The organism is Rhodococcus sp. SGAir0479 (genome assembly GCF_005484805.1).
Lineage (GTDB): Bacteria > Actinomycetota > Actinomycetes > Mycobacteriales > Mycobacteriaceae > Prescottella.
Map to the genome: position 1 here is coordinate 4286962 of NZ_CP039432.1, position 26050 is coordinate 4313011.

General features: G+C 68.4%; 25 protein-coding genes, 1 tRNA gene and 2 pseudogenes. 21 read left to right on the forward strand and 7 right to left on the reverse strand.

Going from position 1 to position 26050, the window contains the following annotated elements:
- Window positions 1–58 precede the first annotated feature (58 nt).
- Complete coding sequence (locus E7742_RS19760; protein WP_137800495.1) at window positions 59–1909, forward strand: glycosyltransferase; 1851 nt, start codon at window positions 59–61, stop codon at window positions 1907–1909.
- 12 nt (window positions 1910–1921) lie between these two features.
- Here the strand turns inward: E7742_RS19760 and E7742_RS19765 are convergent, their stop codons facing one another.
- The gene (locus E7742_RS19765) at window positions 1922–2782 is read right to left on the reverse strand and encodes a class I SAM-dependent methyltransferase (protein ID WP_137800496.1); all 861 of its coding nucleotides are present in this window, start codon (window positions 2780–2782) and stop codon (window positions 1922–1924) included.
- A 228-nt stretch (window positions 2783–3010) separates the two neighbouring features.
- On the opposite strand from E7742_RS19765, the gene E7742_RS19770 reads away from it, so the two are divergent.
- Window positions 3011–3538, forward strand: coding sequence for a hypothetical protein (locus E7742_RS19770; protein ID WP_137800497.1), 528 nt, complete (start codon window positions 3011–3013; stop codon window positions 3536–3538).
- Here E7742_RS19770 and glfT1 read toward each other — a convergent pair whose 3' ends face one another.
- Genes glfT1 through E7742_RS19790 form a run of 4 tightly spaced genes read right to left on the reverse strand, consistent with a single transcriptional unit; the run spans window position 3539 to window position 6789 of the window.
- A complete protein-coding gene (gene glfT1 / locus E7742_RS19775; protein WP_137800498.1) occupies window positions 3539–4426 on the reverse strand; it encodes a galactofuranosyltransferase GlfT1 in 888 nt (295 codons plus the stop codon).
- On the reverse strand, window positions 4423–5262 hold the full coding sequence (gene wzt / locus E7742_RS19780) for a galactan export ABC transporter ATP-binding subunit Wzt/RfbE (protein WP_137800499.1): 840 nt from the start codon (window positions 5260–5262) through the stop codon (window positions 4423–4425). Before wzt ends, glfT1 begins: the two co-directional genes overlap by 4 nt.
- An 18-nt stretch (window positions 5263–5280) precedes the next feature.
- The gene (gene wzm, locus E7742_RS19785) at window positions 5281–6162 is read right to left on the reverse strand and encodes a galactan export ABC transporter permease subunit Wzm/RfbD (protein ID WP_137800500.1); all 882 of its coding nucleotides are present in this window, start codon (window positions 6160–6162) and stop codon (window positions 5281–5283) included.
- 54 nt (window positions 6163–6216) lie between these two features.
- On the reverse strand, window positions 6217–6789 hold the full coding sequence (locus tag E7742_RS19790; protein ID WP_137800501.1) for a bacterial proteasome activator family protein: 573 nt from the start codon (window positions 6787–6789) through the stop codon (window positions 6217–6219).
- Window positions 6790–6925: 136 nt separating this feature from the next.
- Between E7742_RS19790 and E7742_RS19795 the strand changes: the two genes are divergently transcribed.
- Complete coding sequence (locus E7742_RS19795; protein ID WP_137800502.1) at window positions 6926–8128, forward strand: cysteine desulfurase-like protein; 1203 nt, start codon at window positions 6926–6928, stop codon at window positions 8126–8128.
- Window positions 8129–8140: 12 nt separating this feature from the next.
- On the opposite strand, the gene E7742_RS19800 is transcribed toward E7742_RS19795, so the two are convergent.
- A complete protein-coding gene (locus E7742_RS19800; RefSeq protein WP_137800503.1) occupies window positions 8141–9136 on the reverse strand; it encodes an NAD(P)H-quinone oxidoreductase in 996 nt (331 codons plus the stop codon).
- A gap of 55 nt (window positions 9137–9191) precedes the next feature.
- Between E7742_RS19800 and E7742_RS19805 the strand changes: the two genes are divergently transcribed.
- The 18 genes and pseudogenes from E7742_RS19805 (at window position 9192) to E7742_RS19890 (ending at window position 25126) form a co-directional block, all read left to right on the forward strand.
- Window positions 9192–10355, forward strand: coding sequence for an alpha-hydroxy-acid oxidizing protein (locus E7742_RS19805; protein WP_137801318.1), 1164 nt, complete (start codon window positions 9192–9194; stop codon window positions 10353–10355).
- 79 nt (window positions 10356–10434) lie between these two features.
- Window positions 10435–10869: a MarR family winged helix-turn-helix transcriptional regulator gene (locus E7742_RS19810; protein WP_175420645.1), complete on the forward strand. Its 435-nt coding sequence runs from the start codon at window positions 10435–10437 to the stop codon at window positions 10867–10869.
- 42 nt (window positions 10870–10911) lie between these two features.
- Window positions 10912–10998: transfer RNA gene (locus E7742_RS19815), tRNA-Ser, on the forward strand.
- A gap of 786 nt (window positions 10999–11784) precedes the next feature.
- Window positions 11785–11967 (forward strand): hypothetical protein, encoded by a 183-nt coding sequence (locus E7742_RS19825; RefSeq protein WP_137800504.1) that lies wholly within the window; start codon window positions 11785–11787, stop codon window positions 11965–11967.
- Entirely contained in the window at window positions 11964–12119 is a 156-nt protein-coding gene (locus E7742_RS23300) for a hypothetical protein (RefSeq protein ID WP_175420540.1), read from the forward strand. The genes E7742_RS19825 and E7742_RS23300 overlap by 4 nt, the downstream gene beginning before the upstream one ends.
- A 21-nt stretch (window positions 12120–12140) precedes the next feature.
- Window positions 12141–12707: pseudogene (locus tag E7742_RS19830) on the forward strand (phage major capsid protein); the annotation flags it as partial.
- Between the two features lie 255 nt (window positions 12708–12962).
- Window positions 12963–13931 carry a hypothetical protein gene (locus E7742_RS19835; RefSeq protein WP_137800506.1) on the forward strand — a complete coding sequence of 323 codons (969 nt, stop codon included), beginning with the start codon at window positions 12963–12965 and terminating at the stop codon, window positions 13929–13931.
- On the forward strand, window positions 13924–14475 hold the full coding sequence (locus E7742_RS19840) for a hypothetical protein (RefSeq protein ID WP_137800507.1): 552 nt from the start codon (window positions 13924–13926) through the stop codon (window positions 14473–14475). Before E7742_RS19835 ends, E7742_RS19840 begins: the two co-directional genes overlap by 8 nt.
- 550 nt (window positions 14476–15025) lie before the next feature.
- Complete coding sequence (locus tag E7742_RS19845) at window positions 15026–15403, forward strand: hypothetical protein (RefSeq protein WP_137800508.1); 378 nt, start codon at window positions 15026–15028, stop codon at window positions 15401–15403.
- Window positions 15404–16139: 736 nt separating this feature from the next.
- Window positions 16140–16493: a hypothetical protein gene (locus E7742_RS19850; protein WP_137800509.1), complete on the forward strand. Its 354-nt coding sequence runs from the start codon at window positions 16140–16142 to the stop codon at window positions 16491–16493.
- Between the two features lie 228 nt (window positions 16494–16721).
- Entirely contained in the window at window positions 16722–17348 is a 627-nt protein-coding gene (locus tag E7742_RS19855) for a hypothetical protein (protein ID WP_137800510.1), read from the forward strand.
- 107 nt (window positions 17349–17455) lie between these two features.
- Window positions 17456–18445: an alpha/beta hydrolase gene (locus E7742_RS19860; protein WP_137800511.1), complete on the forward strand. Its 990-nt coding sequence runs from the start codon at window positions 17456–17458 to the stop codon at window positions 18443–18445.
- Window positions 18446–18596: 151 nt separating this feature from the next.
- Entirely contained in the window at window positions 18597–19358 is a 762-nt protein-coding gene (locus E7742_RS19865) for an IclR family transcriptional regulator (RefSeq protein WP_137800512.1), read from the forward strand.
- A gap of 92 nt (window positions 19359–19450) precedes the next feature.
- Window positions 19451–20287, forward strand: coding sequence for a mycofactocin-coupled SDR family oxidoreductase (locus tag E7742_RS19870; protein ID WP_137800513.1), 837 nt, complete (start codon window positions 19451–19453; stop codon window positions 20285–20287).
- A gap of 35 nt (window positions 20288–20322) precedes the next feature.
- A pseudogene (locus E7742_RS19875) lies at window positions 20323–21463 on the forward strand (Rieske 2Fe-2S domain-containing protein).
- Window positions 21464–21854: 391 nt separating this feature from the next.
- The gene (locus tag E7742_RS19880) at window positions 21855–22766 is read left to right on the forward strand and encodes a polyphosphate polymerase domain-containing protein (protein ID WP_137800514.1); all 912 of its coding nucleotides are present in this window, start codon (window positions 21855–21857) and stop codon (window positions 22764–22766) included.
- 33 nt (window positions 22767–22799) lie between these two features.
- Entirely contained in the window at window positions 22800–23477 is a 678-nt protein-coding gene (locus E7742_RS19885; protein ID WP_137800515.1) for a DUF4956 domain-containing protein, read from the forward strand.
- On the forward strand, window positions 23477–25126 hold the full coding sequence (locus tag E7742_RS19890; RefSeq protein WP_175420541.1) for a CotH kinase family protein: 1650 nt from the start codon (window positions 23477–23479) through the stop codon (window positions 25124–25126). Before E7742_RS19885 ends, E7742_RS19890 begins: the two co-directional genes overlap by 1 nt.
- 64 nt (window positions 25127–25190) lie before the next feature.
- Here the strand turns inward: E7742_RS19890 and E7742_RS19895 are convergent, their stop codons facing one another.
- Entirely contained in the window at window positions 25191–26015 is an 825-nt protein-coding gene (locus E7742_RS19895) for an aldo/keto reductase (RefSeq protein ID WP_137800516.1), read from the reverse strand.
- Window positions 26016–26050 lie beyond the last annotated feature (35 nt).

Genomic DNA, 26050 nt, shown 5'->3' on the forward strand with positions numbered 1-26050 from the left:
GTCGGTCGGATCCGCCGCCGGGGCGAGACGGCGGGCCGCTTCGCGATAGCCTGCGGGTGTGGATCCAGAGAAGTCGTCCGGTGCCCGACCCGTCTCCCTCGAGGAAGCGCCCGGTCGGCTCGTCGCGCAGCGCACCCTGTTCGCGGGGACGTCGCCCGTAGCCAACGAGGAGCTCTACGCGGTCGTCGAGAAGGGCGGCTCCACCCGCGACCGGTTCGCGCTCAGCCTGCATGCGGGTGCCAAGGCGCACACCAACACCTTCTTCGGCCGGTTCCCGGCCAGCTACTGGCAGCGCTGGACCGCGGTCACCGAGGTGACCGTCAGCGTGCGCGTGCTGGCGACCACGTCGTGCCGGGTGCTGCTGGTCGCCTCCGACATCGGAGGCCACCGGCGCATCGTCGCCGCGACCACCGCGGAGGGCGAGGGCACGATCACCCTCGGCAGCACCCTCGACCAGTTCCTCGACGGCGGGGCGCTGTGGCTCGAGTTCGAGGCGCTCGACGCGGAGGTGACGTTCGACCGGATCGAGTGGAGCGTGGAGGCGACCGCCGCGCCGCGCCCGCTGGCGATCGCGATCTGCACGTTCAACCGCGCCGACGACTGCGCGAACACCGTGGCCGCGCTCGCGTCGGACACCCGCGTGGTGGAGCGGCTCTCCGCGGTGTACGTCGTGGACCAGGGCACCGATCCGGTGGAGGAGCGCGCGTTGTTCCGCAGCGTCGTGCCGGCGTTCGGCGACCGGCTGCACTATGTGCGCCAGCCGAATCTCGGTGGGGCGGGCGGCTTCACGCGTGGACTGTTCGAGGCGTCGGCGTCGGGGGACGACACCGACGTGATCCTCATGGACGACGACATCCTGTGCGAGCCGGAGGCCGTGCTCCGGCTCGGCGCGTTCGCGAACTGCACCAGTGCGCCCGCGCTGGTCGGTGCCGAGATGCTGTTCCTGTACAGCCCCAACTACCTGCTGGCCAACGCCGAGCGGGTGGATCTGACCAACCTGCGGCGCGGCCTGGCGACCGACAAGTTCAGCGCCCACAGCCACAACGTGCTGAAGTCGGTGCCCGAGCGCCGGGTCGACACGCAGTACAACGGCTGGTGGTCGTGCCTGATCCCGGCCGAGGCGGTGCGCCGGGTGGCGCTGCCGCTGCCGGTGTTCTTCCAGTGGGACGACGTCGAGTACGGCCTGCGGTGCGGCCGTGCCGGCATCCCCACCGTCACGCTGCCGGGTGCGGCGGTGTGGCACGCGGACTTCTACTGGAAGGACGTGGACGGGTTCGCCCACTACTTCAGTACCCGCAACGGCCTCGTGACGGCGGCGCTCGATCCCGGATTCGCGCCGTCGGCGCTGGTGAAGAACCTCTCGCGCGACATCACCCGTTCCATCGTGAGTCTGCAGTACGGGCTGGCGCACACCCAGCTCCGGGCGATCGAGGGCTTCCTCGACGGTCCGGCCGGTCTGGCGGACGGCGGACAGGAGGCGCTGGCGACGGTCAACTCCGAACGAAAGCGCTTCCCGGAGACCGTCACTCAGCGGGCGTCGGCGCTGCCCGTCGTCCCGATCCGACGTGCGGATCCGCCGCCGAAGCCCGCATTCGAGGACGCGGTCCTCGCCAAGCGGGTGGTGACGCAGGCGCGGGAACGGCTCGAGCCGGGCCCGGTGTCGGTGTCGTTCGAGGACGCCCAGTGGTGGCACGTGGGCCGCTTCGCGCACGTGTTCGTCACCGACGCGTCGCAGTCCGGTGTCCGGGAGCGCAAGTTCGACCGCGACCTGGCCGCGGAGATGACCGGCCGTCTGCTCGGGGTCATGAAGCGGTTCCGCGCCGAGGCCCCGGCCGTCGCCGAGGCGTTCCGCCGCGAGTTCCCGCAGCTGACCAGTCGGGAGAACTGGGCGCGGTTGTACGAGAAGTGATCCGACGCAGGATCATTCACACAGCCGGACCACGACCTGCTCGTGGTCGGCGGTGTATGCGACGTAGTCGAAGCGGACGCCGGTGCGGTCGACGAACTCCGTCCACGCCCGGTGCTCGTGCTGCTGCCAGCCGGGGTAGTTGAAGTACTCGTCGAACACCAGCACCGAACCCGGCACCAGACGGTCCCCGATGAGGTCGAGAACCGTGCGCGTGGACGAGTACAGGTCGGCGTCGAGGTGCGCGAACGCGACCGGGCCGGGGTGCTCGTCGAGGAAGCCGGGGAGGGTGTCCTCGAACAGCCCCGAGACCAGTTGCGCTCCGGGCACCGTCGGCACGTCGTCCTGCGCGAACTCGCCGGCCGGGAAGCCGGAGCGCCAAGCCTCGGGCAGCCCGGTCCACACGTCGAAGCCCCACACGTCGTGCCCGGTGGACTGCAATGCCTCGGTGACGATGCGCAGGGTGGTGCCGCTCGCGACGCCGAACTCGAGCGCCAGCCCGTCGACCTTCACCAGTTCCAGCCCGTACCGGAGGGTGTCGTGGGGGTGGCGGAACACCGGGGCCGTGGGCATGTGCTCGAGCACGAAGCCCGCGCTCTCGTCGGTGGCGCGGATGTCGAGCGCGTGGGTGATGTCGCGGCGGGTGCGCTGCTCGAGCTGGTCGATGCGTTCGCTCACGGCGGCCACCTGTCCGCGGGCGTGGGCGAGCTCGTCGAGGAGCCGCTTCATCTCACCGGTGTTGGCCGACATCTCCGCGAGCAGCTGGTCGTGTCTGTTCTCGTGCTCGATCCGCGCCTGGCGATCCGACTCGCGGACCACCTCCGCCACCGCCCGCTGCATCTTGAGCCGGGCAGAATTCCGGAACCGATCGAACATGCGGCAACCCCTCTCGCGTGCGAACGTCGAGTCCGCCCCCATGCTGCCAGGGTTACCGGCGGGGCGCAGGATGCTCGTACCGTGGCGCCGGCCGTGGTTTGATCAACCATGGCCCGAACGCCGACCCCCGCCGGACGCCGCCTTCGCGTCGTCGCCGTCACCACAGGCATTGCCGCTGCCGCCGTGGTCCTTTCGGGAAGTGGAAGCGGGCCGCGTGAGTCCGTTCCCGTGGCCGGTGTCGACGCCGTGCACCTCGTGGCCGATGCACGGGGCGCCGCGACCGCTGTCCCGTGTGACGTGGTCGAGCAGCTCGACCGGGAGACCGAGGAGCGGGTCGCCGCGGGGCTGGAGGTCCCCGGCGCCGAACTGTGGCCGCCGGTCTACGACCGGGTGAAGGAGCCGCGGCCGGCCGTCGCACCCCTCGATCCCACCACCGGGATCCCGAAGGATCAGCTGGAGAAGCCGCTGCCGCCGGAGGCGTGGGAGCAGATCCGGGCGGCCGAGGCCGCGGCTGCGGCGGCCGCCGCGCGGGGGCCGAAGGTGCCGCGACCGTGCGGCGCCGCCGTCGACGAGATCCAGGCCCAGGCGGAGGCCACCGACAGCATGGTGGCCTGCTACCTGCCGGACGGCCGCTACACGTCCACCACGATCGTCGACATGGTGCCGATCGACCCGAACGCGGCACCCCCACGCCCGTCGCGGGAAGTTGCCGATCAGGTGTGCCGCGGCTGGGGATACGACCGCAGCCACCCCTGATCAGGGCCGGATGAACCGCTCCCGCCGGCCCAGCCGCTGCAGCCGCAGCCACTCGGCGAAGCCCTTCGGGTCGCGCCGGTCGACGAGGAAGTACCAGCCGAAGCGGGCGTACTCCTGCGGCAGCAGTTTCCGCATGCCCGGCTGCGCCATCAGGTAGCCGCGGTTGCGGTAGGTGAAGAAGCGCTTGGTCTCGTTGTCCGGGTACTGCGTGTGCATCCGCCCGCCGAGGATGGGCTTGAACTCGTCGGCGCCGTCCGGGTGCACGTACGCGGTCTGCAGGCAGGTGCCGAACGGCAACCCCGACCGGACCAGCCGGCGGTGCACCTCCACCTCGTCGCCGCGGACGAACAGACGCAGATCCGGGACGCCGACGGCGTCGATCGCGGCGGCCGAGAACAGCGCGCCGTTGAACAGCGACGCGATGCCGGGCAGCAAATCGTCGTCGCCCAGTTCGGACCGCCACCGGCGCCATTCGACGCCGCGGCGCAGCGGGAACGCGAGCCGGTCCGGCTGATCGATGTCGCACACGACGGGGGAGACCTCCGCCAGACCGTGCCGCTGCGCGCACGCGAGCAGCGTCGCGAGCACCTCCGGACCCTCGGGGCGGCCGTCGTCGTCGGCCAACCACACCCAGTCCGCGCCCAGCGACAGCGCGTACAGGATGCCCAGCGCGAAGCCGCCGGCGCCACCGAGGTTGTGCTTGGACCCCAGGTACGTGGTGGGGACGTCGGCGCTCTCGACCAGTTCGCGGACCTCGGGCTCGTCGGCGTTGTCGACCACGACGAGGTGGTCGAGCGGCCGGCTCTGCCCGGCGAGGACCTTCAGCGACCGGGCGAGCAGTTCGCGGCGCTTGTGCGTGACGACGACGCCGATGATGCGTTCGGTCACGAAGCCTTCTCCGACTGCGGCGCCTTCGTACTGCCCTGCGCCTCTTTGTCCATGTCGGCGATCACCTGGCGGACGTGGTCGGCCGCGTCGTCGCCCTCGTATGCGCGGACGACGTCCTCGATCTCGCCGTGCATGCGCACCTGGCCGTGGTCGATCCACATCGCGCTGTCGCACAGCTGCGCGAGGAACTCGTTGGAGTGGCTGGCGAACACCAGGATGCCGGAGCGTTCGACCAGCTTCTGCAGGCGGGTGCGCGCCTTCTTCATGAACTCGGCGTCGACGGCGCCGATGCCCTCGTCGAGCAGCAGGATCTCGGGGTCGATGCTGGTCACCACGCCCATCGCGACGCGGACCCGCATACCGGTGGAGTAGGTGCGCAGCGGCATGGCGAGGTACTCGCCCAGCTCGGTGAACTCGGCGATCTCGTCCATCTTGGCGAGCATCTGCTTGCGTGTCTGCCCGAGGAACAGCCCGCGGATGATGATGTTCTCGTAGCCCGAGATCTCCGGGTCCATGCCGACGCCGAGGTCGAAGACCGGCGCCACGCGGCCGCGGACGCGGGCGCTGCCGCGGGTGGGTTCGTAGATGCCCGACAGCAGCCGCAGCAGCGTCGACTTACCGGCGCCGTTGTGGCCGACCAGTCCGACGCGGTCGCCCTCCTTGAGGGAGAGCGTGATGTCCTTGAGCGCCTCGACCACCACGACGTCGGAGTCGTTGCGGCCGATGGAGCCACCGGCCTTGCCGAGGAACGCCTTCTTGAGCGAGCGCGACTTGGCGTCGAAGATCGGGAAGTCGACGCACGCTCCGCGCGTCTCGATGCTCACGTTGCTGGTCATGTCAGTTGCTCCTCGGGCCTACACCCAGTAGGCCACGCGGGCCCGGTACTTGCGCAGCGCGTACAGCGCGACGGCCCAACCGACGACGGTGAAGCCCAGCACGATGTACCAGTGGTACGCCTGCTGGTCCTTGCCGAGCATCGGCGCGCGGACGATTTCGAGAAAGTGGAAGAGCGGGTTGAGCTCGGCGATCCGGGCACGCTCGGCGACCTGCCCACCCTGCGCCTTGAGCGCGTCGGTGGACCAGAAGATCGGGGTGAGCACGAACAGCAGGAGCGTCAGGCTGCCCAGGATCGGCGCGATGTCCCGGTAGCGGGTGGCGAAGATGCCGAACACGATCGACACCCACAGCGCGTTGAGCACCAGCAGGGCGAGGGCCGGGATCGCGGCGAGATCGGGCCAGGTCAGGTTTCGCCACACCCCGAACGCGACCAGCATGATCACGTAGATCAGGAGGTTGTGGGCGAAGAACAGCATCTGCCGCCACACCAGGCGGTAGACGTGCACGCTCAGCGCCGACGGCAACTGCTTGATCAGGCCCTCGTTGGCGATGAACACCTCGGAGCCCTCGAGGATCGACGCGCTGATCATCGCCCACACGATGAGGCCGACGGTGACGTACGGCAGGAACTCCTTGATCGACATCCCCAGCAGCGCCGAGTACAGGATGCCCATCGCGGTGGCCTGCACACCGGTGGCGATCGTGATCCAGAACGGACCGATCACCGACCGGCGGTACCGCTGCTTGATGTCCTGCCAGCCCAGGTTCAGCCACAGCTCCCGCTGCGCGAAGCCGTCCCGCAGGTCCTTGACCGCGCGACGGAACGTCTGCGAATCGGACACAACGGTGTCGGTGTCGGCGTCGGACGCCGGCTCGTGATCCAAGGCTGCTGCTGACACGGGGTCCGAGCCTACCGGTCGCGGCGGACGCGTCCGCCGGACCGGGGCGCGGCGCTACAGATACTGACCGGTTCCCGGTGAGGGCGGACCGTCGTCGCCGGCACCTCCGGGGCGGTGCTGCGGACCCATGCTCATGCCCGGCGGGAGGGCGCCCTGGCGCATCTGCTCGAGCTGCGCGCGGGCGGCCATCTGCTGGGCGAACAGTGCCGTCTGGATGCCGTGGAACAGGCCCTCGAGCCAGCCGACCAGCTGGGCCTGCGCGATCCGCAGCTCGGCGTCGGTGGGCACCGAGTCGTCCGTGAACGGCAGCGTCAGGCGCTCGAGTTCCTCCCGCAGTTCGGGCGCCAGGCCCTGCTCGAGCTCGTGAACCGACGACTTGTGGATCTCCTTGAGCCGCGTGCGGCTGGCGTCGTCGAGCGGCGCGGCCCGCACCTCCTCGAGCAACTGCTTGATCATCGTGCCGATGCGCATGACCTTCGCCGGCTGTTCCACCATGTCGGTGAGCGAGTCCTTGGGCTCGCCCTCTCCGGCGGCCTGCGCCCCGTCGGACCGGTCGCCCTGGGAGAGCGGGACCGGGTGGCCGTCGGGTCCGATCACGAGCACGCGTTCGCTGTCCGGTTGCGTCATGGTTCCATCTTGTACGCTCGGCGACCGGATTGGCGAGGGCGGGCCGGGGGAAGCGAAAATGTCGTGTGCTAATGCACGTTCCGTAAAGTCGGATCTGAATCACGGGGTGTTGACAGAGGGACCTAGAGTGTCCGTCATGGCTTACGACGTTGCCCGGGTACGGGGACTGATCCCGTCGCTGGGCGATGGTTGGGTCCACCTCGATCCACAAGCCGGTATGCAGATCCCCGACGCCGTCTCGCGCGCCGTCTCCACCGCCTTCCGCGCGTCGGCGTCCTCGTCGACGGGCCGGCACGTGTCGTCCCGGCGCAGCGCCGCGATCGTCGACGCCGCCCGCGAGGCGGTCGCCGATCTGGTGGGCGGCGACCCGGCGGGCGTGGTGCTGGGTGCCGACCGGGCGGTGCTGCTCGCGTGGCTCGCCGAGTCGCTCAGCTCGCGGCTGGGCCTCGGCACGGGGCTGGTGCTGTCCCGGCTCGAGGACGAAGCGAACGTCGCGCCGTGGCTGCGGGTCGCGAGCCGGTACGGCGCCCACGTGCGCTGGGCCGAGGTGGACATCGAGACGTGTGAGCTGCCCAGCTGGCAGTTCGCCGAACTGGTGCAGCCCACCACGCGGCTGATGGCGCTCACCGCCGCGTCCCCGATCGTCGGGGCGGCGCCCGCGGTGCGGGTCGCCGCGGACCGCGTCCACGAGGTGGGCGGGCTGCTGGTGGTCGACGCGCTGGGGGCGGCCCCGTACGCGCACATCGACATCGAGGACCTCGGTGCCGACGTCATCGCGGTCAGCGCGCCGTCGTGGGGCGGTCCGCAGGTCGGCGCGCTGGTCTTCCGGGACCCGTCGCTGTTGGACCGGATCCCGGCGGTGTCGCTGGACCGGCACGCCCGCGGACCCCAGCGGCTCGAGGTCGGGGGCCACCAATTCGCGCTGCTCGCCGGCCTCACCAGCTCCATCGACTACCTGGCCGGGCTGGAGGAGACCGCGACCGGTACCCGCCGGCAGCGACTCGAGACGTCCATCAGCTCGCTGCAGGGCTACCACGACCAGCTGTTCGACTACCTGCTGCGGTCGCTGGACGCGCTGCCGCAGGTGACGGTCATCGGCCGGTCACCGATCCGGGTGCCCACGCTGAGCTTCACGGTCTCCGGTGTGCCCGCCGACAAGGTGGCCGCGCACCTGGCGGACAACCGGATCGCGACGGTCAGCGGCCCCCGCGTGGGGGGCCGCCTGCTCGACGCGCTGGGCGTCGACGACGAGGGCGGCGCGATCACCATCGGACTCGCGCCGTACACCACCCGCTACGAGATCTCCCAGCTGGTCAAGCACCTGTCGACACTGGGCTGACCCGGTCGGCGCTCAGTCCTCGCGGACGCTCAGCACCACCTTTCCGACGGTGTCGTGGGAGTCGAGCATCTCGTGGGCGCGGGGCGCCTCGGTGATCGGCAGCTCCGCGTGGACGATCGGCTGGACGATGCCGTCGGCGACCAGCGGCCACAGCTTGTCCCGCACCGCGGCCACCACCTCGGCCTTGCTCGACGGCCCGGTCAGCGGGCGGCCCCGCAGCCCGGTCGCGAGCACCCGGCCGCGCTTGCCGAGCAGCTTGCCGATGTCGAGTTCGCCCTTGCGTCCGCCCTGCATGCCGATGATCACCAGCTGGCCGTCGGCGGCCAGCGCGTCGAGGTTGCGGTCGAGGTAGGCGGCGCCCATGTTGTCGAGGACGATGTCGGCGCCGTGCCCGCGGGTGGCCTCGCGCAGGGACTCGACGAAGTCCTCCTCGCGGTAGTTGATCAGGATCTCGGCGCCCAGCTCGGCGCACCGCGCGAGCTTGTCCGCGGAGCCGGCGGTGACCGCGACCCGCGCCCCGAGAGCCTTGCCGACCTGGATGGCGTGGGTGCCGATGCCGCTGCCGCCCCCGTGCACCAGCAACACCTGGCCGGCGTGCAGACCGCACTCCATCACCAGGTTGGACCACACCGTGCACGCCACCTCCGGCAGCGAGGCGGCCGCCCGCAGGTCCAGTCCCTCCGGCACCGGCAGCAGCTGCCCTGCCGGGACGGCGACCTTCTCGGCGTAGCCGCCGCCGGCCAGCAGCGCCGCCACCCGGTCGCCGACCTTCCAGCCGTGGACGTCCGGGCCCACCTCGGTGATCACCCCCGAACATTCGAGGCCCGGGATGTCGCTGGCGCCGGGCGGCGGCGGGTAGAAGCCCTGCCGCTGCATCAGGTCGGCGCGGTTGACGGCACTGGCGGCCACCTCGACGATCACCTCGCCGCGGCCGGGCGTGGGATCGGGAACCTCGGTCCAGGACAGCACGTCGGGTCCACCGGGCTCAGGAATCGTGATCGCGTACATGTCCCCGACGCTAGTCCGATCGCGCTAGCGTCACCGCGTGACCTTCTTCGGCAACATGCAGAACGAGATCTACCTGACCGGGCTCTCGGGGGCGCGTCCCGAGCTGCCGATGACCGCGGCCGGCCTCGAGCAGCGCGCCCGGGCGGAGCTGAGCGCGGAGGCGTACGCCTACATCGCGGGCAGCGCGTCCACCGAGCGGACCGCGGCCGCCAACCTGGCCGCGTTCACCCGGCACGCGCTGGTACCGCGGATGCTGCGCGGCACCAGCGCCCCGGACGCGCGGGACCTGAGCGTCGACATCCTCGGGACCCGGCTCGCGGCCCCGGTGCTGACCGCGCCGATCGGGGTGCTCGGTCTGGTACGCGAGCACGGCGAGGCGATCGTCGGGGAGGTGGCCGCCGAGCTGGGCGTCGGGTCGGTGCTGTCGACGGCGGCGTCGTCGACCATCGAGGACGTGGGCGCGGTGTCGGGCGAGAACTGGTGGTACCAGCTGTACTGGCCGGCGGACGACGAACTGGCGCAGTCGCTGGTGCAGCGGGCCGCGAAGGCCGGCGCCAAGGCCATCGTCGTCACCGTGGACACTCCGGGGATGGGCTGGCGGCCAAAGGATCTCGAACTGGGGCACCTGCCGTTCCTCAAGGCGCAGGGCATCGCGAACTACCTGTCCGATCCGGTGTTCCGCTCGCGGTTGGCGGCGCCGCCGGAGGAGAGTGCCGAGGCCATGCAGATCGCGGTGCTCACCTGGGTGTCGATGTTCGGCAACCACGTGTTGCGGGCGTCGGACATCGCCCGGATAAACGAGTGGACCGGTCTCCCCGTTCTGGTGAAAGGCATTGTCCACGAGGACGATGCCCAGGCTGTGGTCGACGGCGGCGCCGCCGGGGTGATCGTCAGCAACCACGGCGGCCGGCAGGTGGACGGCGCGATCGCGGCGCTCGATGCGCTCGGTCCGGTCGCGGCCGCGGTGGGGGACCGGGCCACGGTGCTGCTGGATTCGGGAATCCGTTGTGGGGCAGACGTTCTGATCGCCCTCGCGCTGGGCGCCGACGCGGTGCTGTACGGGCGGCCGTGGGTGTACGGACTGGGGCTGGCGGGCGCCGAGGGTGTCCGGCACGCGCTGCGAATCCTGTTGGCGGATCTCGACGTGACCATGGGCCTCGCCGGGTTCAAGAGCGTCGCGGAGGTCGATTCGAGCGCGCTGCGTTCTGTCGGACGATAGGTAGAACTACTATGCATTCGTGACAGCAGATGCTCGAGTAACCACGGGTGCCGGGGTGGCGTGGCTCGGTGCCGAGGAAATGCGCGCGTGGCGCGGTTTCATCGACGGCAGTCAACGACTGATGGCGGTCCTCAACCGGGAGTTACAGTCGGCGCACGACATGTCCCTGGCCGAGTACCGGATCCTGGTGATGCTGTCGGAGTCGCCCGACGGCTCGGTGCGGATGAGCGACCTGGCCGACGGCGTGCTGTCGTCGCGCAGCCGGCTCACCCACCAGATCCGGCGGATGGAGACCGAGGGGATGGTCGAGCGCATCCAGTGCGTCGAGGACGGCCGCGGGGTGCTCGCGGTGATCACCGACGAGGGTCGCCGACGCCTCTCCGAGGCCGCACCGACACACCTGGCGGGTGTGCGCCGCTACCTCGTCGACCTGCTCAGCAAGTCGGAGATGAAGATGGTCGCCGACGTGTTCGACAAGGTCGACGCCGCCATCGGCGACCGCGCCGTCGGGTGAGCGGTTTCGTCCACCCGGACCCGTGCCGCTAGGATTCGCCACGGAAGCGTGGCAGAGCGGCCGAATGCACTCGCCTTGAAAGCGAGCGTGGCGTAAAACCCACCGGGGGTTCAAATCCCTCCGCTTCCGCAGAGAGGGAAAGGCTCTGATCTGGTTTCGATCGCCAGGTCAGAGCCTTTTTCGTTGCCCGGTGACGGCGTGGTCAGTCGGCCGTTGCCCACACTTGCCGCCGATCGTGCCTGATCAAGCGTGCTGCCTACATCCTCGAGGTCGTCGTCGAGCAGGTCCGCGTAGGTGTCCAGAGTTATCGCCGCGGACGCTTGTCCGAACATCCGCTGAAGCGCCGGCCGACGAGGCGGTGGAGGTACGCAACGCCAAGACTCGCACGAGTCGGCGTAGAGAGTTTTCGGCCTCACCCGCGGCGAGTACACCACAGTTCGAGTGCCTGCCGACACGGCGCCGATGTGGGATGAGCGGTACTGGCGCGCAAGGCCGTAGACTGACCCCGACCAACATCCTGGGTCGTAAGCGATGCTCGACCTGCCCGCCCCCGGGTCCCGGCCGGACGCGGCCACGACGGGACACAGGCAAGGCCAGCAGACGGGCATCGCTCCCCGGGAAGCGGTTGAAAGACCAGGACCGCACCACATGAGCCCGACCCGCCCCCAGGCGCCTGGGCGCGCTGGCAAGGCCAGTCGGTGAACCCGTCCAACTGGCGAATCCCCCAAGTCTTCGCGCTGCCCGCGACGCGCGTGCGCAGCGCTGTACCGGAAGGTCCCTCATGAGCAAGGCGCGACTGAAGCGCCTGCAGGAGCCGCCCACGCCGCCACGAAGGAGGCACGCGAGATCGCGGAGAAGGCGCAGGCCGAGCGGCGCGAGTTCACCGCCGACGAGGCGGCGCGCTACAAGGCGGCGATGCCCCGCGGCGGGGAGCCGCTCAAGCAGGTCAAGGCCGCGCACCGTGACGTCGAGATCTTCGACTTCGCGCAGGAACTCGCCAGCGGTACCGGCCCGCTCGGGGCAAAGGGTCGCAGCTACCGGGCACTCGGCCGCAAGGCTGCCAGTGGCATGGTGTCGAAGATCGCCGAGGGGGGATGACCTACGAGCAGCCGAGCGGCGCGAAGGCGCTGCTGCCGGCCGGTGCGGTCGTCTCGACGGTGCCGATGCTGGCCGAGTCGCCGATCGCGCAGGGCCGCCGCGCGCTGTCGCTCCCCGACGCGATCCCGGCGGTCACCCGCGCGGCGAATTAGAGCTACCTCCGGCAGAACGGCCGGACGAACGACGCTGCCCCCGTCGCCGTCGCCGTCGGCGCGACCAAGCCGACCACGACGCTCGGTCTCAAGAACATCGAGTCCGCGCTTGAGGTCGTCGCGCACCTGTCGGAGCGGGTGCACTCGTACTGGCTGACCGACAATGCGAACCTCGAGCAGTTCGTCGCCGACGAGCTGCAGTACGGCCTGCAAGTGGCGCTCGAGAGCCAGTTTCTCAGCGGCAGTGGCGCGAGCCCTCAGCTCGACGGCATCCTCGGAGTCTCAGGCATCCAGGTGCAGGCGTACGCGAACAACCTGCTCACCACGACCCGGCAGGCGATCACCAAGGCAGAGACCGCCGGCCACGAGCCCGGCCTGTTCGTCCTGTCGCCCGGCGACTGGGAGTCGCTCGAACTCGCGCGCACCGACACTGTGGGGCAGCTCGAGCTCGGCCGCCCGGTCGACCGCACCGCGCGGAAGGTCTGGGGCGTTCCGGTCGTCGTCACCACCGCGCTGCCGGCTAAGACCGGCGCACTGCTCGATCTGGCGTCGGTCGGCATCTCGACCGACAGCACGGCGTCGAGGTGAAGTGGAGCGAGAACGTCTCAGACGACATCGCCAAGAATCAGACGCGCGCGAGGGTTGAAGGCCGGTTTCAGGCCGACGTATTCCAGCCGCTCGGCGTCGTGAAGAGCGCCACCGCGGCCGCGTAACGATCTCGCCCGCCCAGAACCCGACTAGCGCCGATCGCCGCGTACCCCCCGCCTATTGATGTCGGCGGGGGATACCGCTTTCACCTGCCGAGCGTGCATTGTCCCATTTGCGTCAAGGTATGGTGCCCGAATGCGGGAGGGACTTGACAAACAGGGTGGCGAACGGGATGCGCTTACTCCGGATGAAGCTCATTGGTTCGCCGGTAAGGATCTACCGGTTTGGATCTTCAAGGTTAATCGAAGGCCGGCTGAGACGGCGACGCTATTCGATGCCCCTCTGGGTGAGGTCCTGACCCATCTCAATGAGAACCTGCTCGCTGCACCAGAGGTACTGAGTGGCAGGCGGCACAAGCGTGAGTGGCGAGTTGGGAATATCGAGCATCCGGAACCCGGAGTCTTGACTGGAATCATCGGTTGGTCCCGCTCGGGAGAGCAACTCGCGAACGTCTGGAACGATGATTCGAAGTCATGGGTCGACGAGATGACGGCGAATCAGGTATCCGCCACGTCACCGTTCGCGTTCTCGGTCGACAAGAGGTACATCGGAATCCTGAAACACCCGACTTTCAAACCGATGGTTGTCGCTGGGGTTCTTCAGGAGATGCTCAACAGGGCGGAAGCGCGGAGAGATGACGCGGTCGCTGGCATCCCGAACGTCCTGTGGGGCGTCGACCCGGTTGGCGACCGCAGTGAGTTCAAGGCTTGGATCGATCGAACCGACGCTGTGACGTCGCTTGAGTTCGTCTTCATGAGGCCAAACCCGGACGCCGAAGATGCATTTCAGCATCTCTTCGATCGATTGGATGCTCTGGAGTCGTCCAAGATCTGCGAGCGGATCGTTGCCCGGAACCCGGAAACCGGAATCAACAAGCAGGGACTGCAACAGGACGCGACGTCTGGCGCGTTCATTACAGCAGCGATGGCAGCCTTCGGATACGTTGTCGGTAAGGGCTTCCGCAATGGCCGGAAGGTCAAGTTCGATCAGCGGCAGAACATGATGACCGAGGAGATCGAACATGTCGGCTCCACGTGGGAGAGTGCAACCCTAAACGTCAAGGATGCGGTTCAGCGGGCTACAGGGAGGGCTGCCGATGGGTGAGCTCCGTAGGAAGGTAGGCTTCTGGTCATCCCTTGGGCGCCTTCGGGTTTCTGATCTGCTAACGATTGAGTATCTCGGTTGCCTGATCGCTGGCGTGGTTGCCTCCGTGTTCCTGGTGAAGCGCACGACGGCGCAGACCAGAACCTCCCTGGCGGGTGACGTCTTGGCGTTGACCCCGGCCCTGCTCGGAGTGGTGTTCGCTGCGCTTGCTCTAGTTGTGGCCTTGCTATCCGACTCGTACCTCCGGCAGCTCAACCACGAGAAGGATGGGATTCTCGCATTCCTATCGCCCTTCATGATTGTTATCGGGATTCAAGTCGTCACCCTGGTCAGCGCTGTCGCTTACAGGGCGTTCGCCGCACTTGTTCCATATGAAGTTGAGGGGGTCTTGTTCGGTGCAGTCGTAGTCCTCTTCTTAACGTCTTCATTGGAGGTTGTGTCGCTCGCACGGTCAGTTCTGATGCATGGGCTTGCCCGTGCAAGGCTGCAGCAGATTACGGACCTGGACGCAGAGCGGCGCCGGAAGCGAAGTGCCGGCGAGTAGGGAAAGCCGGGGTGATGCGTCCCAGGGCTACGTGCCCACACTCGCCCACGGGCGATTCCGCACGATCAAAAGTGATTCGTTTATGCAGGTAGAGGCTACATTGAGCGTATGGGCTGGAGGTTAGGGAGAGTTCATATCCCTCCGCTTCCGCCAAGGTCAGGGGCGGTGCCGAGAAACCGCACCTGACGTCGGAAGATCCGACGTCGTTCCGATGTGACACAGCCATGACATGCGATCGTTGGTAGCGCGAGCATGGCGTTGAGAAAGTCACGCTGCCGAGCGCCGGCACCCGGCACCCGGTACCCGGTACGGGTGCGGCGGCACCAGCACTTTGGAAGAAGGGCTGGCAGCGTCCCTCCGGGAGCTGCTGAATTGACTCGTGCCCTACAGAAAGCTGTCTCCGTCCGGCGGTCTCTCGCAGGCGTTCGAGGGCACATGCACGCAAAGTGACATACCTCACAAACCGACCCATCTCATTGGTTTCGATTTCGGCGACGTGGTGATGTCAGGCGCTGCCGACTCGCGGCGGCAGGAACAGGAGGATTCCTAGGTGGGGACCATGAAGGCGGCAGTGAAGATTGTGGCTTCGGCAGCGGGCGCGTGCGCTGTCCTGGCGCTCGGCGCGGGGACGGCCTCCGCTGTCGAGCTCTACTCGGGGGACCGGTACCAGGCGATCTCGTTCGACCGCAACGAGACCCGCGTGCTGCGAGATGTGGGTGCGGGCAACATTCTCGACGCCGTCGTACCCAGGGATCAGCAGTTGATCTATCTCGGTGAGGGGTCGATCTACGACACGCACCCGACGTTGGTGTTCGCCTCGACCCACCAATTGCTCAAGGAGGCCGTGTCTCGTGGCGGGACGATGGCGTTCACCGTGAACGATCCCGCGTACTGGGGCAACATCGTCGACCTGTACCAGAATTGGTGATCGTGAAGACGGCGGCGACACTGAATCACCTGCCACGCGGCCGCATACGGGAACGCTAGTGTCGGCATGGCTGTCCACGGCCCGCTGCACACTCCGGATCTCGTCCAGTTCTACCGCTACGCGTAGAGCGAAACAGATAAGCCCGCTCCGAGTGGATCTCGGGGCGGGCGTATTCCTGTCTCACTCGGTTGCAGTTTCCGTGGCGGCACGCGGGGCCGTGGTCGGACGAACAGTACGACAACGACACAGTCGTAGGCGAGCTACAGGCAACTGAGCAGAGCGAGAGGTTCGAATGCCATGCACCTGCCTCTGTCAAGGTCAGGGCGGTTTCGAGAAACCGCTCCTGACGTCGGAAGCTCCAACGGCGTTTCCGATGTGACACAGCCATGACGCGCGATCGTCAGTAGCGCGAGCATGACGTTGCGACATGGCGTCGAGAAAGTCGAGCTTCGTCGTCGACAGCTCCGTGGCGGCGAGGGTGGCCGGCGCGTGGCAGGCAGACCTCGATGCCGCCCGGACTTTGGCGCTTACCCGGAAAACTGCCGCGTCGACCAGAAGCGCTGCGCGGCCCGCGATCTGATCGGCCTGCGCAGCGGGCCTGCCCGAAGTGCAACGGATCCTGGCGGATCGTCATGGCAGCGACCGGGTAACGGTGCTGACCGTTAGCCGGACGGCCGCAAGACGGCAGGACTACAGTCGGCCGGACTCGTCCTTCGACCGCGAGGTGGGGATCACGATGAACCTGATCAAGAAGGTGGCGGCGTCGGCGCTGGTCACCGGGGCGGTATTCGCCGGAGCCGGGACCGCGCACGCGGACCCGCCGCCTGCCCAGCAGCCACTGACCAAACAACAGGCATTCGACAACATGTTGAACGAGTTGCGCATCGGCTGGGAGCAAGGCGGCGCCCAGGGGGCTGCCACGGGCTCCGCCGCAGGCCTCGGCATCGGCTGCCTATCGATGTTCCCCGGCAGCCTCGCCGGCTGCATGATCGGCGGCCCGACCGGCGCCGTTATCGGAGGCCTCGTCGGCATCGGCAACGGCAACCCGAAGGCGCAGCAGGCCATCGAGACGTACCTGAACACCCCCTAGACGTCACACCCAGGCCGGGGCGCCCCGCAGACGGAGAACAGCTCCGGGGCGGCGATCCTGACCGGCACCGTCGACCGACGCGTGCCCGCGTGATCCGGTATCGTCGCGGCCGTCTTCGATGGGGGGGATACGTCGAGACGCCGATGGGGGTGTCGGGACGAGGCCGGACGCGGATGCGGGTCCGGCGTATTCGGATCGTGAGCGCCCCCGACGCCGCCAGGGGGGACCATGACGCAGGGTTACCACGAGTACACCGACACGTCCGAGGACGACGCGCGAAGCCGCCGATGGGCGCTCCGGCATGCCCGTCGGTCGGGAGACTTGGACTTTCATCGGAGGCGGGCGCGCCGGCGGCTTTTCGGGGCGGCGGTCGTCGTCCTCGGCTTGATGGTCTTCGCGGTGGTGAAGAAGCCCGATCACGTGGAGGTGCCGGAGCGCACCGCCACCGCCGCGGAGTCCGCCGCGCACATCGACGCGGGCCTGCGCGACGTCCTCTCCCGCATCACCGATCCGGCGTTCCGGTTCGCGCCCGAGTACGCGAAAACGGACGATCCTGGTGGCTGCGGGGCGAACGTCGGCACCACGGCCGGGTGGGGCATGGTCGCACCCGAGGTCCGCTACACGGCCTCGCTGGCGAGCACGGTGGAAGCCGAGGCTCAGCTGTCGATCGCGGAGATTCGTGCCCGATTCGTCGATGCGGCAATCGAATTGTCCCCGACCCAGTCTCGGGATCGGGTGGACGGCACACGTGAGGGCGTCCACTATGTCGCCGAGTACCGGATGGCCCCCGGGGGTGCGCGCATCACCCTCACCGGCACCGGCGAGTGTGTGTGGCCGGACGGGTCCCAGCCGTGACTCGGCTCTGCGCCGACTCGATACCGGTGCACCGCTCCCCGGCGAAGCTCGCCGACCTTCCGTACGGTTGTCTTCGAACCGAGACCCCGGAAACGGGCGGAGGCGAGATGAGGCGAAGGACCGTTGCGGTCGGTTTGGCCGCCGCGTTGACGATGTTCGGGCCGGTGGCTGCGCATGCCGCCCCACACCCGAACGACACTGTGACCGTGGCCGCCAGCGTCGACCACGTCGTCGAACTGAATGCCCAGCGCACCGCCGTGTTCGTGCAATCGCCGGCGATGGGCCGGGTGGTGCAGGTCCAGATCCTGCACCCGGTGGGGAACGCGCCGCGACCCTCGCTGTATCTGCTCGACGGTGTGAGCGCCGGTTCCGAATCGGACTTCCGGGAGAGCACCTGGACCCAGAAGACCGACGCCGCAGCCTTCTTCGCCGACAAGGACGTGAACGCGGTCCTACCGGTCGGCGGCCCGGCCAGCTACTACACGGACTGGGAGCAGAGCGATCCGGTGCTGGGGCAGAACCGGTGGGAAACCTTCCTGACCCGCGAGCTGCCGCCGATCATCGACGGCCGGTTCGGGGGTAACGGCGTCAACGCCGTCGCGGGCCTCTCGATGGGCGCGCAGGCCGCGATGACGCTGATCACCCGCAACCCCGACCTCTACCGGGGCGTGGCCGCGCTGAGCGGTTGCATGGACACCGGACGGATCGAGTCGGAGGCGGCGGTGCGCGGGACGATCGCCTCGAAGGGCGGCGACGCGGACAACATGTGGGGCCCGGCGGGCGGCCCGGCCTGGTCGGCCCACGACCCGTCGGTGAACGCCGAAAAGCTGCGGGGCAAGCACATCTTCGTCTCCACCGGGAACGGCGCGCCCGGCCCCCACGAGCTCGGGGCGCCCGACATGGTCGAGAAGGTGGCGGTCGGCGGGCCGCTCGAGGTGGCGTCCCAGTCCTGTACGGAGCTGTTCCGGGACCGTCTCGATCAACTCGCCATTCCGGCCACATTCCTGTTCCGCCCCTTCGGAACCCACTCGTGGCCGTACTGGCAGGACGACCTGAAGGCCGCGTGGCCGACTCTTGCCGACGCGCTCGGCGTGTGAGGTTCGGACGGCGCACCCCTCCGGGGCCGACGACAACCTGGGACGCCGACACCTGCCGCTGACCGGTTCCGTTCACTCCTGCTGTGGCGGCGATCACTACACTGGCCCGAGCAGTGGACGCCCGCCGGTGGGGCGACGGAGAGGGGTAGCGATGGCCGAGAGTGCAGCGATTCGACCCCGGCCGGGCCGGGAGTCGTTGTTGGCGCGCATGACGGCGATCGTCGACGCGTTCGTCGACCCCAACGGGGAACTCAATCTCGACCAGATCAGCCACCGCGCCGAGCTGCCGCGGTCCACCACCCACCGCATCGTGGTCGACCTGATCGATCTGGGATGGCTCGAACGGTCGGGGCGCAACTTCCGGCTGGGGTGGCGGGCGCTCGGCGCGGTGGGGCCGCAGCTACTGCACGCCCGGATCCGGGTGGGTGCCCACGACATCCTGCAGGAGCTGTTCCTGCGCACCGGCATGGTGGTCCACCTCGGTGTCCTCGACGGTGGTCACGAGTACTTCCTGGACAAGATCGGCGGGCCGTTCGCGCGGCGCATCGGCTCGCGAGTGGGCGCGCGGCTCCAGGCGCACCGCGGTGCCGGGGGCCGCTCGATGCTCTCGCTCCTGCACCCGGAGGAGGTCGACGCCGTGATGACCCCGATGCTGGGGCAGTCCCGACCGCACAGCGGGTGGAGCGTACCGAGCCTGCACACCGAGCTCGGGCGGATCCGGGAACGCCGCGGCATCGCCTTCGAGTCGGCGACGACGGCGACCGGGGCGATCGACAGCATCGGGTGCGCGGTCCGCTCCCGCGACGGCGTCGCCGTCTCGCTCTGCCTGGCCGGTGACGCCGGCACCGTCCGGCCGCACACCGTCGTCCCGATCGTGCGGGAGGCCGCGACCGCGCTCGCACGGGCGATCTGAGCGCAATCCGTCTCGCCGGACGGGATGGGCCGGCCGCGCGCCCGCATCGTCTGGCTCACTGACCCCACCGAACAGGAAGCAGAGGGGACAGCATGAACCGATTCGAGGGCCGCGTCGCGCTCGTCACCGGCGGCGCCCGCGGGCAGGGCCGCTCGCATGCCGTCGCGTTCGCCGAGGGCGGCGCCGACATCGTGATCAGTGATCGCTGCGAGGCCGTGGACGTCGTCGGCTATCCCATGCCGACCGAGGACGACCTCGAGGAGACGGTGCGCCTGGTGGAGAAGACGGGACGTCGCTGCATCGCGATCAAGGCAGACGTCGCGGACCGGTCGGCGATGGACGCGGTGGTGGCGCGGGCGCTCACCGAGTTCGGGCGTCTCGACATCGCCGTCGCCAACGCGGGAGTCTCGGTCCAGGGCGCCGTCCAGTCGACGTCTCCCGAGGTGTGGGACGAGGTGGTGGGCACCAACCTCACCGGTGTCTTCAACACGATCGGGGCCGCCGCCCCGGCGATGATCGACGGTGGTTACGGGCGCATCGTGACCATCTCGTCGATGCTCGGACGGCAAGGCAACACCAACATGGCCGCGTACTGCGCGTCGAAGTGGGGCGTGGTCGGCCTGACGAAGAGCGCCGCACTCGATCTGGCGTCCCACGGCATCACCGTGAACGCGATCGCGCCCGGCAACATCGCCACCACGATGCTGCACAACGACGTGCTCTACCGGCACCTGCGGCCGGACCTCGAGACGCCGGGCCCCGACGACATCGCCGACATCATGCGGGGGCTGCACGCCATTCCGGCGCCGTGGTTGGATCCCAGCGAGATCACCCGCGTCGTGCTGTTTCTCGCGGACGAGGCGAGCGCACACCTTTCCGGCGCAGTCGTGCCCGTCGATGCCGGCAACGCCGGACGCGTCACGGCCTGACGGCGATCATGTCGACGAGGAAGGAGAACGCCGCGATGACGGCATACCTTGGCGCCGAGGCTTCGGTTCGAGACATCGAAACAGGCTCCGCCCCTGATCGTTTCGCCCGTGGCTGGCACTGCCTGGGCCTGTCCGAGTCGTTCCGGGACGGCAAGCCGCACTCGGTGCACGCGTTCGGCACCAAGCTGGTCGTGTTCGCCGACAGCAAGGGCGAGCTGCAGATCCTCGACGCGTACTGCCGGCACATGGGTGGCGACCTGAGCCAGGGCGAGATCAAGGGCGACTCGGTCGCGTGCCCGTTCCACGACTGGCGCTGGAACGGCAAGGGCCGCTGCACCGACATCCCCTACGCCCGCCGGGTGCCGCCGGTCGCCAAGACCCGCGCGTGGCCGACCCTCGACCAGGACGGGTTGCTGTTCGTCTACCACGACCCGGAGGGCAACCCGCCGCCCGCGGCGATCACGCCACCGCGGATCGCGGGCGCCACGTCGGGCGAGTGGACCGACTGGAAGGGCTTCAAGCAGACGGTCGTCCACACGAACGTCCGCGAACTGATCGACAACAACGTCGACATGGCGCACTTCTTCTACGTGCACGGGTCGTTCCCGACGTATTTCCGGAACGTCTTCGAGGGGCACGTCGCGGCGCAGTACATGAGCGGGGTGGCGCGCGAGGACGTCCGCCCGCCGGCCCGGGGACGGACAGCCGAAGCTGACCGGCAACAGCTCCGAGGCCGCGTACTACGGTCCCTCGTTCATGATCGACGAATTGACCTACCACTACGAGGGATTCGACGTCGAATCGGTTTTGCTGAACTGTCACTATCCGATCGACGCGAACAGCTTCGTGCTCACCTACGGGGTGATCGTGAAGAACTCCGAGCACTTCGACGCCACCGCGGCGGAGCAGATGGCCGAGAACATGTGCGCCTTCATCACCAAGGGCTTCGAGCAGGACGTCGAGATCTGGCGCAACAAGACCCGGATCGACAACCCGTTGCTGTGCGAGCAGGACGGGGCGGTGTACCAGCAGCGCCGGTGGTACGAGCAATTCTACGTCGACGTCGCCGACGTCGCGCCGGACATGGTCGACAGGTTCGAGTACGAGCTGGACACCACCCGCCCGGTGGAGTCGTGGCGCCGCGAGGTCGCCGACAACCTGGCCCGCCGGAGCTGATCGGGCGGAACGACGTCGGTGGGGCTGCGCACGCGGTGCGCAGCCCCACCGAGGATTTCCCGGTGTCTACGAGACCCCGAGTGAGCCGCTGAAGAAGTTGAGAGCGCCGAACAGATCGGAGAAAGCGCCGAAGAACTCGGACAGGTAGCTCAGGTCCACGGTGGGTACGCCTTTCGGTCGAATGATGTTGCGCGGTTGCGCATTCACATGCTTGCCCGTGAACCTGGCCGTCCGGTGCGGTGGCTCTGGCAGGTTGCTGGCAGAGACGCCGAGCCGTCTTTACCTTTTCATTCCCAGCTGATTGCCAGACATCTGGGAAGTTTCCGCAAGGTTCACCGGGTGTAGTGGGGGCGTTCATGTCGTCGCCCACCGACCAGGAGACCGCCATCCCATGAGCTTCCGCGACCGATTCCGCGACCCACCCGCCGGTCGGCGAGGCCGAACGGCCGAAGATGTGCCGGCGGTCGCCCTCGGCTACCAGCAGACCGCCGACAAGCTCCACGCGTTCAACCGATACGAGATCAAGTACTTCGTCGACGAGCTGCGGGTGCCCGAACTGCGCCGCGAGCTGTCCGCTCGCATGGACACCGACCCGTACTCACCGCGCGGGGGTTACCCGGTCACGTCGCTCTACTACGACACCCGCGATCTGCGCTTTTACTGGGAGAAGATCGAGGGGCTGAAATTCCGACGCAAGCTCCGCATGCGGCTCTACGGGCGGCCGGCCGACTGCACGGACGCCACCACCGTGCAGGTCGAGATCAAGCAACGGGTCAATCGGGTGACGCAGAAGCGTCGGATCGCATTGCCGTACAAAACTGCTCGCAGGTTGCTCGATGAACGCCGGGACATCGATTGCGACCCGGCGCAGCGCCCGTTCGTGAACGAGGTGACCACGCTCGTCGGCAACCTCGACCTCCGGCCCACGGTGACCACCGGCTACCTGCGGGAGGCATTCGTCGGCCGCGGCGCCGACCTCGGTCTGCGGGTGACGATCGACCACAAGGTGCACGGCCGGGACCGTGACTTCCACTTCGCCTCCGGTGCGGAGAACCGCTTCGTCATCCCACCCAAGCTGGCCGTCGTCGAACTCAAGGCGAACGAGAGGGTCCCGTACTGGGCGACGGATCTGACTGCCCGCCTCAACATGTCGGTGATACGGGTGTCCAAGTACTGCCAGTCCGTGGAGGCGTTCGGACTGGTACCGCGGTCCCGGTCCGGTGCGCCCGAGCTCGTTCTGCCGCCTGGGATGGACCGCATGCCAGCCGATGTCGTCGACACGCGCGTGCCCGCCGTCGACTGAAACCCCACCCCCCCGCAACCGAACAGGAATCCCGTGAACTTCGACCTCCAAGATCTCAGCGGCACCTTCACGACCTTCGACATCATCGTCTCGCTCGCGTTGGCGTTCGTGCTCTCCGCGATCGTCGGCTGGGTCTACCGGTATACCCACAAGAATGTCTCCTACAGCCAGTCCTACGTGCAGACATTGGTGATGGTGGGCATGATCGTCTCGCTCATCATGCTCGTCGTCGGCTCCAACATCGCCCGCGCCTTCGCGCTCGTCGGCGCGCTGTCGGTCATCCGATTCCGTAACGCCATCAAGGAAACCCGCGACGTCGGCTTCGTCTTCCTGATGATGGCGATCGGCATGACCACCGGCACCCGCTTCTATCTGCTCGCGATAGCGGCGACCGTCGCGATCTGCCTGGTGATGCTGATCATGAGCAAGTTCAACTGGTTCAAGCTCGACGTCCAGCGTCAGGTGGTCAAGGTCCAGGTGCCGCCGGAGCAGGAGTACACCGCGCTCGTCGAGGACGTCCTCGTCGAGCACTGCACCGACTTCGAACTCGTTTCCACCGAGACCGTTCGATCGGGCGCGCTGCACGAGTTGTACTACACGGCGCAGCTGAAGAAGGGCCGCAAGCCGGCCGAACTGATCACCGCGCTCGGTGCGGTCAACGCGGGGCAGCGGGTCACCGTCCTGACCGGGTACGACCAGACGGACATCTGATGCCCACGACGAACACCCATGGCACCTTCGTACCGAGACCCAGACTCCGGCACCGGATTCCGACATCGCTGCGTCAGCACTGGAAGCTCCTGACGGTGTTCGTCGCGTTCGTGACGATCATGGCCACCGTGTTCGGAACCGCGCGCATCCGCCCGTACATCACCGGTGACGCGTCCGTCATCGCGTCGCACATCACCGAGAACGTGGCGGGAACCGTCGACCTGTTCGATCTGTCGGTCGAGCACGAGTTGTCCCTGGACATCCCGGCCGCCGAACTGAGCGACATGCTGGCCGCGTACGAGAAGAGCGGCGACAAGAAGTGGGTGAACGCCACCGCCACCATCGACGGCACCGTCGTGACCGACGTCGCGGTGAGGCTCAAGGGCAACTCGACCCTCACCGGGCTCCGCGGTGACCGAGGCGAAGGCCCGGGTGGCGGGATGCAGCCCCCGGAGGGATTCGCACCCCCCGCCGGCCTCGGGCTACCCGACGGCCTGACGATGCCCGACGGCGAGATGCCGGAAGGAATCGCGCCGCCGGGCGGCATGGGTGGCCCGGGCGGCATGGCGTCGGTGTCCGCCGACGACCCGACGACGCTGCCACTGCTGCTGAGCTTCGACAAGTACTTCGACGGCCGGGCCTATCAAGGCCTCACCGAGCTCTCGGTGCGCCCGGGCACCCCGGTCCTGAACGAGGCGATGGCGTTGACGTTGACCGATGCGACCGATCAACCGACGCAACGGTTCTCGTACTCCGTATACTCGATCAACGGCGGCGCCACCACCACCCGTCTGCTCCTCGAGCACCCGGACGACGGGTACGCGAACTCTCTGTTCGACTCCGACGGCTACCTGTACAAGGCCGACGCCAACTCGCGGTTCGCCTACGTGGACGACGACCAGTCCTCGTACTCCGAGCAGTTCGAGCAGATCAACAACGTCGAGTCGGGAAACCTGCAGCCGATCATCAACTTCCTCAGGTGGCTGGACGCCGCGGACGACACCGAGTTCGCCGAGGAACTGGACCGGTGGGTGGACGTCGAATCGTTCGCCCGGTACGTCGCCACGCAGAACCTGCTGGTCAACAGCGACGACATGGCCGGACCCGGGCAGAACTACTACCTCTGGTACGACCTCGACACCGAGAAGATCTCGGTGGTGTCGTGGGACCTCAACCTGGCGATGACGGGATCGACCGACGCGGGCCCGCAGGACACGGTCTCGATGGGGATGGGGATGGGCGGGGGCGGACCTGGTGCGCGCGGGGGCGCGCCCGGTGCCGGAAACGAGACCGGCGGCGGTCCTCGGCGCGGAGCCGGAGTTACCCGGGGCGACGGGGGCGACGGGGGCGAGGGAACTCCGGGAGCCGCACCGCAGGATGGTCAGGGCGGTGGCATGCGCGGCGGCAACACCCTGAAGACCCGCTTCCTCGCATCGTCCGCGTTCACTGCCGTGTACGAGCAGGTCTACTGGGACCTCTACGACGAGATGTACGCCGGCGGCCGCGCGAACGAGATCCTGGATGCGCTCGCCGACTCCGTTCCCACCAGCGACGGGCTGTCCGCCGAGGCACTGCAGACCGATGTCGACCGGATGCGTGCGTGGATCGCGGCGCGGACGGCGGCCCTGGCGGCCGCGCGTGCGGCGTGAGCCCGTGACCGCCCCGTGGGGTGCCCGCCGGATCGACGGGACACCCCACGCGGGCCCGGTGTGATCAGTTCAGGATGTCGGGATCCGGGCCGGTGCGCAGACCCCGGTCCAGGCCGCGGATCGCGGCCATCTCCGCGTCGGAGAGCTCGAACCCGAACACGTCGAGATTCTCGCGGATCCGCTCGGGGGTGACCGACTTGGGAATCACGATGTTGCCGCTCTGCAGGTGCCAACGCAGCACCACCTGCGCGGGCGAGACGCCGTGGGCGCCGGCGACGGACGTGATCGCCTCGTCGCGGAGCACCGCTCCCTGAGCGAGTGGGCTCCAGGCCTCGGTGGCGATGCCGTGTTCGGCGTGGAAGGCCCGCAGCTCGCTCTGCTGGAGGCCCGGGTGCAGTTCCACCTGGTTGACCGCCGGCGTGATGCCGGTGTGCTCCAGGAGCCGGCGCAGGTGGGGGACCTGGAAGTTCGACACACCGATCGCCCGAGCGCGCCCGTCGGCGAGGATCTTCTCGAGCGCCTTGTAGCTGTCCACGAACAGGTTTCGTGCCGGAGTGGGCCAGTGCACGAGGTAGAGATCGACGTAGTCGAGGCCGAGGCGTTCGAGGGAGTCGTCGAAGGCGGCCAGCGTCCGGTCGTACCCCTGGTCGTCGTTCCACAGCTTGGTCGTGACGAACAGATCGTCGCGGGCCAGGCCGGAGGTGGCGATGGCGCGGCCGACGCCGCGTTCGTTGCCGTACACGGCGGCGGTGTCGATGCTGCGGTAGCCGGCCTCGAGCGCGCTGGTCACCGCCGCGGTGGTCTCGTCGTCGGGAATCTGGAAGACGCCGAAGCCCAGTTGCGGCATGGTCACACCGTTGCCGAGTGTCACGTTCGGTACCGAGGTCATGAGAGTTCCTTTTCTTGTCGTGTCGTTACGAAGGG